The 14,245-nt window shown below is 70.0% G+C and carries 12 protein-coding genes; 1 reads left to right on the forward strand and 11 read right to left on the reverse strand.

Features of this window, described 5'->3' with window-relative positions; translation table 11 throughout:
• Positions 1–155 precede the first annotated feature (155 nt).
• The 3 genes from ABT340_RS13460 to ABT340_RS13470 all read right to left on the reverse strand — a co-directional run bounded on the left by ABT340_RS13460 (position 156) and on the right by ABT340_RS13470 (position 3,803).
• Positions 156–2,489: a sodium-translocating pyrophosphatase gene (locus ABT340_RS13460; protein ID WP_352010991.1), complete on the reverse strand. Its 2,334-nt coding sequence runs from the start codon at positions 2,487–2,489 to the stop codon at positions 156–158.
• Positions 2,490–3,003: 514 nt separating this feature from the next.
• Positions 3,004–3,450, reverse strand: a complete 447-nt coding sequence (locus ABT340_RS13465; protein ID WP_352010992.1) for an ATP-binding protein — start codon at positions 3,448–3,450, stop codon at positions 3,004–3,006.
• Positions 3,451–3,452: 2 nt separating this feature from the next.
• The gene (locus ABT340_RS13470) at positions 3,453–3,803 is read right to left on the reverse strand and encodes an STAS domain-containing protein (protein ID WP_184711921.1); all 351 of its coding nucleotides are present in this window, start codon (positions 3,801–3,803) and stop codon (positions 3,453–3,455) included.
• Between the two features lie 154 nt (positions 3,804–3,957).
• On the opposite strand from ABT340_RS13470, the gene ABT340_RS13475 reads away from it, so the two are divergent.
• Entirely contained in the window at positions 3,958–6,300 is a 2,343-nt protein-coding gene (locus ABT340_RS13475) for a DEAD/DEAH box helicase (RefSeq protein ID WP_352010993.1), read from the forward strand.
• Between the two features lie 893 nt (positions 6,301–7,193).
• Here ABT340_RS13475 and ABT340_RS13480 read toward each other — a convergent pair.
• From ABT340_RS13480 to ssd, 8 genes are all read right to left on the reverse strand, one after another.
• The gene (locus tag ABT340_RS13480; RefSeq protein WP_352010994.1) at positions 7,194–7,850 is read right to left on the reverse strand and encodes a 3'-5' exonuclease; all 657 of its coding nucleotides are present in this window, start codon (positions 7,848–7,850) and stop codon (positions 7,194–7,196) included.
• Between the two features lie 703 nt (positions 7,851–8,553).
• The gene (locus tag ABT340_RS13485) at positions 8,554–9,129 is read right to left on the reverse strand and encodes an Rv3654c family TadE-like protein (RefSeq protein WP_352010995.1); all 576 of its coding nucleotides are present in this window, start codon (positions 9,127–9,129) and stop codon (positions 8,554–8,556) included.
• Positions 9,130–9,256: 127 nt separating this feature from the next.
• Positions 9,257–9,607 (reverse strand): TadE family type IV pilus minor pilin, encoded by a 351-nt coding sequence (locus tag ABT340_RS13490; RefSeq protein ID WP_352010996.1) that lies wholly within the window; start codon positions 9,605–9,607, stop codon positions 9,257–9,259.
• 44 nt (positions 9,608–9,651) lie between these two features.
• Positions 9,652–9,900 (reverse strand): DUF4244 domain-containing protein, encoded by a 249-nt coding sequence (locus tag ABT340_RS13495; RefSeq protein WP_352010997.1) that lies wholly within the window; start codon positions 9,898–9,900, stop codon positions 9,652–9,654.
• Positions 9,901–10,058: 158 nt separating this feature from the next.
• On the reverse strand, positions 10,059–10,643 hold the full coding sequence (locus ABT340_RS13500) for a type II secretion system F family protein (RefSeq protein WP_352010998.1): 585 nt from the start codon (positions 10,641–10,643) through the stop codon (positions 10,059–10,061).
• Between the two features lie 368 nt (positions 10,644–11,011).
• Complete coding sequence (locus tag ABT340_RS13505) at positions 11,012–11,731, reverse strand: type II secretion system F family protein (RefSeq protein WP_352010999.1); 720 nt, start codon at positions 11,729–11,731, stop codon at positions 11,012–11,014.
• Positions 11,728–13,056 (reverse strand): TadA family conjugal transfer-associated ATPase, encoded by a 1,329-nt coding sequence (locus tag ABT340_RS13510; RefSeq protein ID WP_352011000.1) that lies wholly within the window; start codon positions 13,054–13,056, stop codon positions 11,728–11,730. The genes ABT340_RS13505 and ABT340_RS13510 overlap by 4 nt, the downstream gene beginning before the upstream one ends.
• Complete coding sequence (gene ssd / locus ABT340_RS13515) at positions 13,053–14,099, reverse strand: septum site-determining protein Ssd (protein ID WP_352011001.1); 1,047 nt, start codon at positions 14,097–14,099, stop codon at positions 13,053–13,055. Before ssd ends, ABT340_RS13510 begins: the two co-directional genes overlap by 4 nt.
• Positions 14,100–14,245 lie beyond the last annotated feature (146 nt).

The following is a 14,245-nucleotide window of genomic DNA, read 5'->3' on the forward strand; positions in this document are numbered from 1 at the left end:
GCCAACAGGATGAACACGAGCGTTCTGCCTCCTCCGGAGGGCTGCTGTTCCATACGGATCAGTCTTCCACCGTGGGGTCCCGCACACACCGATGGGCTCATGTACGGGAAAAGGGGTGCACGAGGACCGTGCACCCCTTCACACCGGTTCGCCCGTCAGCTGGTGACCGGCTCCCGCGTACGGTCCACGTGGTTGTCCTCGGTCGGGGAGATGCTCGCCGACCGGCGCTTGGAGACCACGACGGCGCCGACGACGATGGCCACCGCGACCAGGGCGATCCCGGTCCGCAGCGCGACGTTGTCGGCGTAGATCACCACGGCCGGGGCGATCAGCAGCGCCACCAGGTTCATCACCTTGAGCAGCGGGTTGATCGCCGGTCCTGCGGTGTCCTTGAACGGGTCTCCGACGGTGTCGCCGATGACGGTCGCCTCGTGGGCGGAGGAGCCCTTGCCTCCGTGGTGACCGTCCTCGACCAGCTTCTTCGCGTTGTCCCAGGCGCCGCCCGAGTTGGCCAGGAACACCGCCATCAGCGTGCCACAGGCGATGGCACCGGCGAGGAAGGCGCCCAGCGAGGGGTAGCCGAGGGCGAAACCGACGGCGATCGGGGTGAGTACGGCCAGCAGACCCGGCGTGGCCAGCTCCCGCAGCGAGTCACGGGTGCAGATGTCCACGACCCTGCCGTAGTCGGGCAGCTCGGTGCCCGCCATGATGCCCGGCTTGGTGCGGAACTGCTCGCGGACCTCGAAGACCACCCGTCCGGCGGCCCTGCCGACCGCCATGATCGCCAGACCGGAGAACATGAACACCACCGCCGCGCCGACGACCAGGCCGACGAGCACGTTCGGCGAGTCGACACTCAGGTTGAACACGCTGAACGAGCCGAGCGCGTCCTTCACCGCCTGGCTCGCCGAGCTGAGCTGGGTCTCGACCGCTGTCCTGAACGCGCCGAACAGGGCCGTCGCGGCGAGTACGGCGGTCGCGATCGCGATGCCCTTGGTGATGGCCTTGGTGGTGTTGCCGACCGCGTCGAGCGAGGTGAGCACCCTGGCGCCCTCCCCCTCGACGTCGCCGGACATCTCGGCGATGCCCTGGGCGTTGTCGGAGACCGGGCCGAAGGTGTCCATCGACACGATCACGCCGACCGTGGTCAGCAGGCCGGTTCCGGCGAGCGCGACGGCGAACAGGGCGACGGTGACGTTGCCGAAGCCGAGCAGGAACGCCCCGTAGACGGCGGCGCCGATGACCAGCGCCGAGTAGACCGCCGACTCAAGGCCGACGCTGATGCCGGACAGGATGACGGTCGCGGGACCGGTGCGGGCGCTCTCCCCGATGTCCTTGACCGGACGCCGGTTGGTCTCGGTGAAGTAGCCGGTGAGGATCTGGATGGCGCTGGCCAGCACCAGACCGATGAGCACCGCGCCGATGGCGATCAGACGGGGGTCGGTGGTGATCGCGGCGATCTGCGGGTCGACCCCGCTCAGCGCGGAGAAGCTGCTGGGCAGGTACAGGTAGGCCGCGACGGCGACCAGGACGGCGGAGATGGCCGCGGAGATGAAGAAGCCCCGGTTGATCGCCGCCATCCCGTTGCGGTCGCCCTTGCGGGGGGCGGTGGTGAAGATGCCGATGATGGCGGTGAGCACACCGATCATGGGCACGACCAGCGGGAAGACCAGGCCCTCCGTGCCGAAGGCCACCTTGCCGAGGATGAGGCTGGCCACCAGCATGACCGCGTACGACTCGAACAGGTCGGCCGCCATGCCCGCGCAGTCACCGACGTTGTCGCCCACGTTGTCGGCGATGGTCGCGGCGTTGCGCGGGTCGTCCTCGGGGATGCCCTGCTCGACCTTGCCGACCAGGTCGGCGCCGACGTCGGCCGCCTTGGTGAAGATGCCGCCGCCGACCCTCATGAACATGGCCAGCAGCGCGGCGCCGAAGCCGAAGCCCTCAAGGACCGCCGGGGCCTCGCCGCCGTAGACGATCACGACGATGGCGGCGCCGAGCAGGCCGAGGCCGACGGTGATCATGCCGGCCACGCCGCCGGTGCGGAAGGCGATCCGCATGGCGACCTTCTCGCCGGACTCACGGGCGGCCGCGGCGACCCGGACGTTCCCCCGGACCGCGAGCCACATGCCGACGAAGCCGGTCAGCGCGGAGAAGACCGCGCCGACCACGAAGAAAACGGAACGGCCGACGGCCACTCCGGTCGAGTCCGCGGGAAGCAGGTAGAGCAGGAAGGGAATGAGGACCACGAACAACGCCAGGGTCCTGAACTGCCGCGTCAAATACGCGGAAGCCCCTTCCTGTACGGCGCGCGCGATGTTCCGCATGCGCTCGGTGCCTTGGCTGGCAGCGAGCACCTCCCGGACCAGCACGGCCGCCACGGCGAGTGCTATCAGGGCCACGACGGCCACAGCGATCACGATGTTGAAGTGAGAACCGCTCAGGGAAACCGCTGGCTCTGCAGCAGCGGCGAGATCGAGCACAGGCATCCGACTCTCCTTGGCAAGACGGGAACACGTCCTGCCCGGACTGCGCCGCGATAGATGATCGGCAGTGGGAGCGGCGCGCATCCGGGGTGGTTGGCAATGCCGCTTCCGGTTGCGTCCGCAGACCTCCCACGGAACTCAGCCCTCCTACGAGCCGTTTCCGAAGGACAAACCTTGGCCGGTGCCGGGAGTCTACGCAGCGAGGACGCCGATATGAAGCCTCCGCGCGTGGCCATTTGATGACAGGGTCAGTAATCCTTCCCGACTCCCATGGTTAACAGGAGACTCAAATCGGGGCAGGAGGTTCTTCGCCAGCCTTCACGCCTGTTTCGGTCTGCACGTATCAAAGTTATGTTTGCCCCGCTTCGCCCCCCCCAAACAGACAGCCGGACGCGCCCTGGAGGACGCGCCCGGCTGCCGGGGTGTTCACGCTGTCAGATCACGCTGGGGAGCCGCTCGCCGGTCCCGTGTCCGGATCATGTCCGGACCGGGAGCGGTTCGTGGGGGGTGCGGACGGTCAGACCGCGGACAGGCCGTTGGCCGTGGCGGGCCAGCTCATGCGGATGCACATGCCCTTCTGGCTCGGATAGACCTGGACGTCGTCGGCCAGCCCCACGATGACCGCGATGCCGAAACCGGACATCAGGGTGTCGGGAAGTTGCACGAGCGGGTCCTCGAAACCTAACGAGACCTGCTCCTGCTCCAGCTCGTCGCTCGGGGCCGCATCCGTGACGGTGACCTCGAACCGCCCGAGATCATCACGTAGCTCGATGCGGATCGGCTCTCCCGGACAATGGAGACGATGTGCCTCGACAGCCCGGGAACACGCCTCACCGACTGCGAGCCGTACCTCGTCCAGCAGCGACTCCTCCACCCCGGTGCGCCTGGCGATCGCCGTGGCGACCAGGCGTGCCGTACGCACATGGGCCGGAAGGGCGCTGAACGTCAGCTCGACGGTAGCCATGATTACTTGTCTGAGCCGTGAGCTTCCTTGGCCTCCTCAACCGAGGCGTAGATCCCGAAGACCTTGGTCAGTCCGGTGATCCGGAAGATCTTCAGGATGCGCTCCTGGGTGCAGACCAACTCCAGTGAGCCGTCGTGCGCCCGAACGCGCTTGAGCCCGCCGACCAGGACACCAAGGCCCGTCGAGTCAAGGAAGTCGACCTTCTCCATGTTCACGAGAAGGTGGAAGTTTCCCTTGTTGACCAGGTCGATCAGGAGCTCACGCAATCTGGGCGCGGTGTAGACATCGATCTCACCCTCGACCTCAACGATGGTGAGACGGTCCTCGGAATGGTGGTCCAACTTCAGATCCACAGATCCTCCAGCGCCTTGCCTGCGAAAGTACCGATTCAGGCGTGACTCCCGGGACCGGGTGGCCCCCAGACGACAAGCCCCGACGCGCGGCATTCAACCATGCGTACGCTCAGTGTCTATACGAAATCACGATTCCCGGCGACTCTGCCCACAGATGCCAGACTGGAAACCAGTGACTCCGACCTCATCCTCCTCCCTCGGAGCGGGTTCCGCGCTCGACGCCCTGCTCCGTGTTCCCGCACGTCACGATCGCGTGACCCACGTCGAACACGTTCCCGCACGTCAGAGTGGCCAGGTCGGCTGGCCGGACTGGGTCGAGGAACGACTGGTTACGCGCTGGGCGAACCGTGGGATACCGGGCCTGTGGCCGCATCAGGTCGAGGCCGCCGAGCTGGTACGTCGCGGCCAAAACGTGATCATCGCCACCGGCACCGCGTCGGGCAAGTCCCTGGCCTATCTCGTCCCCGCCCTGTCCTCCGTACTGGACGGGGGCACGGTCCTGTATCTGACGCCGACGAAGGCACTGGCCGCCGACCAGCTTCGTGCGTTGAACGAGCTGGACCTCCCCGAGCTGCGCGCGGCCACCTACGACGGCGACACCCCCTACGAGGAACGGCTGTGGGTCCGCAAGCACGCCAACTACGTCCTGACCAACCCCGACATGCTCCACCGCTCGCTGCTGCCCCGCCACGCCCAGTGGGCGGCCTTCTGGCGGCGGCTGAGGATGGTCGTGATCGACGAGTGCCACGGCTACCGGGGTGTGTTCGGCTCGCACGTCGCGCAGATCCTGCGGCGCCTGCGCCGGGTCTGCGCGCGCCACGGCGCCCGGCCCGTGTTCCTGCTCTCCTCCGCGACCGCCAGTGAGCCCGGAGCCTTCGCCGAGCGCCTGACGGGCCTCCAGACGGCCGAGGTGACCGTGGACGCCTCTCCCCGGGGCGCGACCACCTTCGCCCTCTGGGAGCCGCCCCTGACCGACCTGCGGGGCGAGAGGGGCGCCCCGCTGCGGCGCCCGGCCACGTTGGAGAGCGCCGACCTCCTGGCGGACCTGGTCGCCGCCGAGGTTCGCACGCTCGCCTTCGTCCGCTCGCGCAGGGCCGCGGAGTCGGTCGCCCTGACCGCCAGGGCCAGGCTCCAGGATCTCGTGTTCGGCACCGGGGCACCGGCGGACCTGCCCGACAGGGTGGCCGCCTACCGGGCCGGATATCTCGCCGACGACCGTCGCTCGCTGGAGAAGGCGTTCCGTTCGGGAACGCTCGCCGGGCTCGCGACGACCAACGCGCTGGAACTCGGCGTCGACGTGTCCGGACTGGACGCCGTGCTCATCGCGGGCTGGCCCGGGACGAGGGCCTCGCTGTGGCAGCAGGCCGGCCGGGCGGGACGCGCCGGGCGGGACGCGCTGGCCGTGCTGATCGCCAGGGACGACCCGCTGGACACCTATCTCGTCCACCACCCCGAGGCCCTCTTCGGCCGCCCGGTCGAGGCGATCGTGCTCGACCCCGGCAACCCTTACGTGCTCGGGCCCCACCTGTGCGCCGCCGCCGCCGAGATCCCGCTGGCCCAGGACGACCTGGAGATCTTCGGGGAGGGCACGAAGGAGGTGCTGGCCGACCTCGTCACGGACGGCCTGCTCAGGGAGCGGCCGACGGGCTGGTTCTGGACCAGAAGGGAACGGGCGACCGACCTCGCCGACATCAGGGGGTCGGGCGGGCCCCCCGTACAGGTCGTCGAGGCGTCGACGGGGCGGCTGCTCGGCACCGTCGACGAGGCCTCCGCGCACACCTCCGTGCACACCGGCGCGGTCTACGTCCACCAGGGGGAGACATTCCTGGTGGAGGAGCTGGACCTCGACGCCGGGGTCGCCCTCGTGGAGGAGGGCAGCCCCGACTACACGACCTTCGCCAGGGACGTCACCGACATCTCCGTCCTGGAGTCGCTCCGCTCCCACCCGCTCGGCCCGGGGGAACTCCACTTCGGCTCGGTCGAGGTGACCCGCCAGGTCGTCTCCTACGTCAAACGCCGCGCCCAGAGCGGCGAACTGCTCGGCGACGAACCCCTTGAGCTTCCCGCGCGCACCCTGCGCACCCGGGCCGTCTGGTGGACCCTGCCCGCCTCCGCGACCGCCTCCCTGGCCCAGGAGGGCCTGGACCTGGGTGGGGCGGCGCACGCGGCCGAACACGCCTCCATCGGCCTGCTGCCGCTCTTCGCGACCTGTGACCGCTGGGACATCGGCGGCGTCTCGACCGAACTGCACCCCGACACCGGCCTGCTCACCGTCTTCGTCTACGACGGCCACGAGGGGGGCGCGGGCTTCGCCGAACGTGGCTACGCCCGTGCCGTCGACTGGCTCACGGCCACTCGGGAGGCCATCCTGGCGTGCGAGTGCGAGCGGGGCTGCCCGTCGTGCATCCAGTCTCCCAAGTGCGGCAACGGCAACGACCCTCTCGACAAGGCGGGAGCTCTGCGCATGCTCGCCGTTCTGCTCTCGGTCGGCTCCTGATTCCGTTTCCCGGCCGTCAACCGAGGGCCTGCCGGAAGGCCTGTTCCGTACATCCCTCCGCTGTCGCTCCACATGAAATCGCGTACGAGATCTCGGCATGGGGATCGGTAACGGGGTCTGGTACGGGGGCCTGATGTCAGGAATCGACATGAGGGCTCAACCACGTGAGAGAACGGCTCATGGGGTGCGGGATTTTTCTTCGGGCAATGGAACTACGGAGAGCCGACTTCGCGTACTCCGGGGAACACGTTCCATCTCCATGGTGGCCAATCATCCAACCGGCGCTTCCCTACTGCTTCGCGAACCTCCACTACCGGCGCTCTCGTCATCTGGTGTCCTCCTGTCTTCTCCGAGGGCTTTCCGTCCGTCGTTCTGGGCGTCGTTCTGGCCCTCGTTTCGGCCCGGCAGACGGTTCCGGGGTGTACATGGTGATCGACGAGGAGCACCCGCTGAGGTGATGATGAGACCCGAGCCCCGCAAGCCTCATGAAGCTCCGCAAAACCTCATGAAGCTCCGCGAAGCCTGACGAAGTCCCGCTAAGCCCGGCGAGATGGAGATCCCCCGCGAGTCCCGGTGGAGGGCAGGGGAAGTTCGGGAAGGACGAGGCGAGAAGGTCAATGCGTTCCTAACAAAAACCCCCTTCATAAAATCAAACTTCCGACATAACCGTTTTTATGTGAATTACTTCCCGGGAAGTTTCGCCTCTCCCGTTCCCGCGCCGCGTGAGGTTCTCCGCCCGCCGGAGAAGGCCGCCACGGGCCGTACGGCCGACGGTCCATGCGTGCCGGGTCGAGAACGGCCAGGAGGCCGACGCCCGAGGCAGGTCACCCGTCGATACCTCATGGGACCATCGCCAGAGCGTGTCGGGACGCTCCCCGGAACAAGAACGCTCCCTAGAACAACTGTGACCGGTCGTCCTCATGCGACCTGCTCTCCTCGGCACCGGTCGCGTCAGGCAAACCTGCCGCCGTGTTCAGTTGGGCGAAGGTGTAGTCGACGCCTCCCGGGATGTCTCGCAGCAGACTTCCCAGCAACAGGGCGGCTCCCACCGCGTCCCACAGCGCCCGGTGCGGCACACTGCCGGTCAGCCCGTTCACCTCCTCGGTGAGCCCATAGTGATCCAACAGCGCCGTCAGCCCCAGCCGCCGGTTGTGGGGGTGGACAAACCGGGCGAGCTTGAGCGTGTCGATCAATCCGGCCAGGCGGATGCCGGGGCAGCACAACTCCAACAGCCGCGCGTCGACACGTACGTTGTGGCCGACGACGACGGCACCGCCCAAACGGGTCGCCAGCTCCGGGCGGATGTGCTCCAGCGGTGGGGCGAGCCCGAGCAGATCGTTGGTCAGTCCGGGCGAGATCCACCGGTGGGGCGGGATGTAGCGGCCGGGGTTCACCACGGAGTGGTAGGCGCCCGAAAGGTCAGGGCACCCGTCGTCCAGCGGGACGACGGCCACTTCCAGGACCGCTTCCCGCTCCCTGTCCTGGCCACCGGTCCCCTCCAGATCAAAGGCCACCAGACGGGGCACAGCGGTCCACGGCTGATCATGCATGGTGTTCTCTCCCCGGTTCGGGTCAGTCGTCGTGGCGAACCGTGGTGTGGGGAGCGCCCTGTCGGCAGCTCTTCACTCCGGCCGCGATATGAGGTTGGTGTTCAGCGACAGCTCCCGAGAGGAGACAGGCGATCCGCGCAGTCGTTTCGCCTTCTGCCGGGTGAATCGGAGAGGAGGGGCCGGAGGGGAGGTTCCGCTGTTTTTTGGTGTAACCGATGTCCTGCCCGTCTGGCCAGGGCATCCGGCGTCACACATCAGGATCAAACCGCCATGGCATTCGCAATCATTCGACACCACATGGGCCTTCTCCTTACTGACCGGCTGTTCACCGCGGTCACCCTGGGTCGCCCCAGGTTCGCTTCACGGATCTTCGCGCCCATCGTGGTCGGCCAGACGCCGACCGCCATGCCGGTTCACCCACGGTGACGTTCCGCCGGTTCCGCGCCTGCCGTGAACGCCGGGAAGGCCCTTACCGCCCACAGCACCGTTACGGACTCCTTCCCTCGCGACACGCACGACCGGCCGGTCCTCACCACGGCGAAGATCCAAGGAACAGACCCTAGCGTGAAGAGCGGGCACGTCTTGGCAGGTCACCGGGAAATTCACGTCGTCGGCCGACGGTGACCACCCCCCTGGGATCTCCGCCACCGGCACGTAGCCGACGACCGCGGCACCTGGCCGGCGCGTGCAGCCACCTGGTCGGTCAGGACCCGGAATCCACCGCCGGAACGGGCGCAGCCGATCTTCGCGAAGGAGAGGGTCTTTCCGGGGGTGGGCCTCTCACCGCTTCGTCGGCCTCTCCTGTGGGGACGGTGAGCTGGACGGGTCCGGCACGGGCGACGGCTGTGACCGTTTGGGGGCCCAACGTGGGCAGGCGGAGCCGTACTGTCACCTGGACGTCGGCGACCCCGTGACCGTTGACAGAGCACCGGGTGAGCCGCACCCCGTTGCCCTCGGCCAGTGAGGCCGCCTGGGCGCACGCGCGTCGTGGATCGGCGAAGGCCAGGCGTGCGGCGGCGAGGGCACTCAGATCCGCGGCGCTCATGGCGCGGTGCCGGGCGACCCTGACCGTTCCGGCGAGCATGATCACGGCCATCGCCATGAGGACCAACGTCATGAACCCGGCCATCCAGATCGTCGCCCCTCCCCGGTCAGCTCCCCGCCGTCTTCCTGCTGTTCTGCTTGTTGTGCCTATCGAGCCGCCTGTCGGGCCCGCTGCTGTTTCAGCGTTTCTTGTCGCTTTTCTCGTCTGTCGCCCGTCTGGCCCACGTCGTCTCATGCCTGTCCCCCGTCCTTCCTTCGTGCTTCCTCCGTGGCTTGGTCGCCTTCTTCCACGATTTCTTCACCGTGTGGCCGTCTCGTCCGTGCGACCTGCCCCGGCTTCGCCTCGCGGGGCTCGGCCCCCCTCACTCCGGCGTTCCACCTGGCTGTTCCACACCCGGCTCGGTGATGGAGACGGCGGTCGCGTGAACGGTGACGCCGGGCAGCGACGCGCCCCAGCCGGGAACGACGTTCACGGACACCTCCACCCGGGTGGTCTCCGCTCCTCGGGTCACCGTCACCCGCGCCCCCGCCGGAGCCGCGGCCAGGACGACGCTTCGCACCCGCTCCAGGGGCTCGCCTCGCGACGCGGCCCTGGCACCCGCCCGAGCCGCGTCCACGCACTCAAGCCGCGCCCCCACCGTCGTCACCGCCCACAGCGCGACCGCCAGGACAATGACCAGGGCGGGAAGCGCGACCGCGGTCTCCGCGGTCACCGACCCCCTCGATCGGCGGAGGGACGCAGCGGATCTCACGGGGGTCATCCGGCCACGTTGAGCGCTCGCTTGATCAGATTGCTGATCATCTGCCGGACCTCGGGGCTGGTCACCACCTTGAAAAGGAGCATCGCGAAGGCGCAGGCGGCGATCGTGCCGACGGCGTACTCGGCGGTGGACATGCCTCTGTCGCGGCCGGTGAGCATGGTCAGCCGGGCCCAACGGTCGTGAAGCCACCGCCTCAGCCTGGGGCGGCCACAGCCGGTGGACGGTGGGGACACCATCGGGGACATCGTTTCCTCCTGAGAGGGTCGTCGGGGTTGTCGCCGGGCGGGCACCCGGCGCCGGTCAAGGTCAGCTTTCTCGATGAGGACCGGGCTCCGGGGCCGCGAACAGCGTTCTGTGGATAACTCGGGGACGCGAGCGCGCCCTGTGGAAAACATCGGGGGATTCAGGGAAACAGCACGTCACCGGCGAGGCCCGCCACGACGGGAACGATGCCCAGGCAGACGAAGGCGGGCAGGAAGCAGAGCCCCAGCGGGGCGACGACCTGAACACCGACCCTCCTGGCAGCGGCCGAGGCGGCGGAACGGGCCTCCTCGCGGGCGTCGTCGGCCAGCCTGGTGAGAACGTCGGCCACGGGCGCGCCGCTGAGCGTGGCGCGGCTCATCGTCCGCGCCAGCGCGGCCAGCGGTCCCTCGGCCGACATCGCCCGCCAGGCCTCCTCAGGAGCGGCTCCCAGCCTCAGTTGCCCGCCCACCCACGCCAACCGGTCACCGAGCGGCCCACCGAGCGCTCCGGCCGTCATGTCGACGGCACCGGCGATCGGCTGTCCGGCGCGCAGGCAGGCGACCATGAGGTCGACCGCGAGGGGCAGGTCGGTCATCACGCGGTCGCGCTCCTGACGGAGCCAGGACGGCTGCCGCCTTCGCGCGGCCTCCAGCGCGATCGCGGAACCGGTCACGCCGGCGACGAGCCCGGTGGCGCCCCCGAGCGCGAGGAACGCCGTCAGGCCGACGATCGCGCAGAGCACCACCTCTCTACGCTCCGGCCGTCGCCGTCCTCCTGAGGCGGGGGCCGAGGACGGCGTCCAGACCCGCTCCGTGACGGGTGAGCCCCGTACGGCGGGCCGTGAAGAGAAAGGCGGCGGAGAGGACGGACTCGAAGGAGCTCGCAGGGCCCGGTGGACCCGATCCGCGGGACCCTCGGGCGACGTCCACAGCCATCCGGCGGTCCCGGCGAGGACGACGGCCAGCACAAGGATCACCCCGGCCGCCGTGGTCGTCCGGCGAAGGCGGAAGAGACAGGGAACAAAGGACACCTCCAAAACGCGGCAGGGATCAGGAACGCCGGACACAGGCGACGAACCGGCACCGAGGCCGAGGCCCTGCGACAGCCTCGGGATCAGAAACGCTGGGCACGGGCGACGAGGCGGTTCGTCCACCACAGGCCGCAACCGTCGAGGGCCAGACCGCCCAGGAGGCACCCCGCACCGGCGGGACCTCCGAACAGGAAGCCCAGAGGATCCATGCCGAGCCCGGTCGCCATCAGCAACCCGAGCGCGGGCAGGAAGGCCAGCAGGCGGGCGGTGGCCCGGGCACCGGCGAGTTGGGCGGCGAGATCCTGGCGGTGGGACCGTGCCTCCCCGAGCGAGGCGGCCACGCGGTCGACCAGGACGGACAGGGCCGCCCCGGTCGTCGTGCTCACCCGCCAGCAGGCCGCCAGGTCGTGGAATGCCTCTCCGCCCTGTTCGGGAGCGACGGCCAGCAGGGTGGAGGGAACATCGCCGCCGTCTCTCGCGACCGCGGCCAGAGGACGCGCCACCGCGGGATCGGGAAGATCGGTGGCCGACACGGCGCGGGCCAGCGCCTCTCCGGCGGTCCGCCCCGCCGCCAGTTCGGCGGCGAGGCCACGACACAGTTCGATCGACGCGATCCGCCAGGCCTTCGCACGTCTCGACGGCAGAGAGCCCAGGAGAAGACCGAGCGGCGAACCCGGTCGGCGCGAACGCCCGGCCGGACGACGCCGATCGCTCCCCGCCCGGAGCAGGCGTGCGGTCGCCTGATCTGCGCCGGTCCACAGCCACCCCGACAGAGCGGCCAGCAGCACGGCCACCACCGTCATGGCGGCACCCCATGCGCACGGGCTCTTCCACCGATCCGTACGGCGGATGGAGGACCGGCTCGGCCGCCCACGGCCTCGGGAGGCTCTTCGCGCGACCGGCGGCCCGCCTCCGGCGGCCGGGTCTCTCCCCGCGTCAGAGCCAGGACGGGCGAGTGGGGCACACCGGGAGCACGGGCCGTGAGGACGGGCAGCCCCGGCCCCGTGGTCGTCCGGCCGTCGGAAGAGAAGGTGAGGGCGGGCTCGACCTCGACCAGCCCGGAGGGACGCCGGACCATCACGCATATCTCGGCCACCCGGCGGCGCCCGTCGGTGTGGTCTCGGACGAGGTGGACGACGACGTCCAGCGCGGCGGCGAGCTGACTGTGGACGGCCTCCCTGCTGAGGCCGGCGGCACAGGCCAGGGCTTCGAGGCGGGGCGGGACGTCGGCCGCCGTGTTGGCGTGCAGTGTGCCGCATCCGCCTTCGTGGCCGGTGTTGAGGGCGCTGAGGAGGTCGACCACCTCGGCACCGCGGACCTCGCCGACGACCAGACGGTCGGGACGCATGCGCAGGGCCTGACGCACGAGATCGCGCAGGCACACGCCACCGGCCCCTTCGAGGTTGGCGGGGCGGCTCTCCAGCCGCACGACGTGCGGGTGGAGGGGACGCAGCTCGGCCGAGTCCTCGACCAGCATCAGCCGGTCTCCCGGATCGGCCAGGGACAGCAACGCCGACAGCAGCGTGGTCTTTCCCGTGCCCGTCCCACCCGTGACGAGGAAGGCGAGTCTCGATCGGACCACGGCGCTGAGCACGGGCACGGCTTCGGCCCTGACGGTGCCCGCCCTGACCAGGTCGGGCAGGGTGAACGTACGGCGTGGCGGAAGCCGTAGGGACAGGCAGGTGCCTCCCGCGGCGACGGGCGGCAGGACCGCGTGCAGCCGCACGCCCCCGGCGAGACGGGCGTCGGCGTAGGGGCAGGCGTCGTCGAGACGCCTGCCCGCGGCCGCCGCCAGCCGCTGGGCGAGCCGCCGGAGCGTCTCCTCGTCGGGGAAGACGACGGATGTACGGCGCAGGCCCCTGCCGTCGTCGACCCACACCTCCTCCGGGCCGTTCACCAGCACGTCGGTCACGTCGGGCTCGGCCAGCAGCGGTTCGAGGGGCCCGGCGCCGATCAGGTCGGCGCACAGGGCACGGGTCACCGCCAGGATCTCCGCGTCGCCGAGCACCGCGCGCTCGGCCCTGAGGGCGGCCGCGACGTGGGCGGCGCTCGGCTCGGTCCCGGCGCGGGCCAGGCGTATCCGGACGGCCTCGACCACCTCGGGTGAGACCGTGACCTCCCGGATCATCGTTCGGCCTCGGGCAGCGAGTTCAGGAACGACGCGCAGAAACGCCCCAGTGGGGTTCGCCCGCCGAGCGGAGGTGGATCGCCCCGGTTGAGGGCGGCGGTGAGCCTGGGCTGGTCGGGAAGGCCTCCGGCGCACGGCAGGCGGAGGGAGGAGGTGACGACGTCGTCGTCCAGGACGCCGCTCCGCACGACGGCCCGTATCTCGGTGGTGTGCTCACGCAACCGGGCCAGCGCCTGCGCCGCGGCCAGCACACCGCGCACGTCGGCGGTGACGACCAGCAGGGTCGCCGCCGCCCTGGCGAGCGCCTGCGCGGCGGCGTGGTCGCAGTGGCGCGGCAGATCGACCACGACCAGGTCGAAACCGCGCATTCCCGCCTCAAGGACCGAGCGCATCGCCTCCGCGGGGATGGTTTCGACCTCTCCCCTGCCGAAGGAGAGCAGGGTGAGCTCCGCGAACGTGGGAAGGGCGGCCTGGAGCGCTGCGGCGTTGATCCTGCCCTCGCGGGCGACCAGGTCCGGCCAGCGGGCGCCTTTCGCCTCCTCCTGACCGAGGAGCAGGTCGAGTCCGCCACCGAGTGGGTCGGCGTCGACGAGCAGGGTGCGCAGGCGCCGCCGGGAGGCGGTCAGCGCCAGGGAGGCCGCCAGGACGCTGGCCCCGGCTCCGCCGCGCCCGCCCGCCACGCAGACCACGGGCCCCGCCCTGGAAACCGGCTCGACGGCGTCGGCGAACTCCTCGACCAGCCGCCGCTCGGCCGAGGGCAGTTCCAGGACCGTCTGGGCACCGACGGCGACGCACCTGCGCCACGCGTCGGGATCGCCGGGAGCGCGGGTGACCAGCAGAACGCGGTCTCTGGGCGGTGGCCCGGTCGCCGCCAGCGTGTCGGCCATGTCACCGCCGACCACGACGAGCGGGGCCCGGTTCCAGTACGGCCTGGCGTGCGTGGGCGCGTGGGCGACGTCGAGCTCGGCGCCCGCCGCGGCGGCGACCCGGAGAAGGTCGTCGAGCAGATCGTGGTCCTCGGTGATGACCAACGGACGGTCCAATGGTGCCTCCCTGGGATGCGGGAAGCCCACTTTCCGCCAAACGCCCTCCCCTCGACGGCGCCGAACGCCGTTCTGTGGAAAACCCGGGAGGGACGGTCCCGCCTGTGGACAACCGCCGACAGGGCGCGACCAGACGGTGAGATACG

This window comes from Streptosporangium sp. NPDC000239 (assembly GCF_040300765.1).
Taxonomy (GTDB): Bacteria; Actinomycetota; Actinomycetes; order Streptosporangiales; family Streptosporangiaceae; genus Streptosporangium.

Excerpts from the sequence above, each read along its gene's own strand:
- ABT340_RS13495 (WP_352010997.1), bottom strand. The coding sequence starts at position 9,900 with ATGTCCCCGATGGTGTCCCCACCGTCCACCGGCTGTGGCCGCCCCAGG.
- ABT340_RS13475 (WP_352010993.1), top strand. The coding sequence starts at position 3,958 with ATGCCAGACTGGAAACCAGTGACTCCGACCTCATCCTCCTCCCTCGGA.
- ABT340_RS13485 (WP_352010995.1), bottom strand. The coding sequence starts at position 9,129 with ATGAGACGACGTGGGCCAGACGGGCGACAGACGAGAAAAGCGACAAGA.
- ABT340_RS13505 (WP_352010999.1), bottom strand. The coding sequence starts at position 11,731 with ATGACGGTGGTGGCCGTGCTGCTGGCCGCTCTGTCGGGGTGGCTGTGG.
- ABT340_RS13460 (WP_352010991.1), bottom strand. The coding sequence starts at position 2,489 with ATGCCTGTGCTCGATCTCGCCGCTGCTGCAGAGCCAGCGGTTTCCCTG.
- ABT340_RS13510 (WP_352011000.1), bottom strand. The coding sequence starts at position 13,056 with ATGATCCGGGAGGTCACGGTCTCACCCGAGGTGGTCGAGGCCGTCCGG.
- ABT340_RS13480 (WP_352010994.1), bottom strand. The coding sequence starts at position 7,850 with ATGCATGATCAGCCGTGGACCGCTGTGCCCCGTCTGGTGGCCTTTGAT.
- ABT340_RS13465 (WP_352010992.1), bottom strand. The coding sequence starts at position 3,450 with ATGGCTACCGTCGAGCTGACGTTCAGCGCCCTTCCGGCCCATGTGCGT.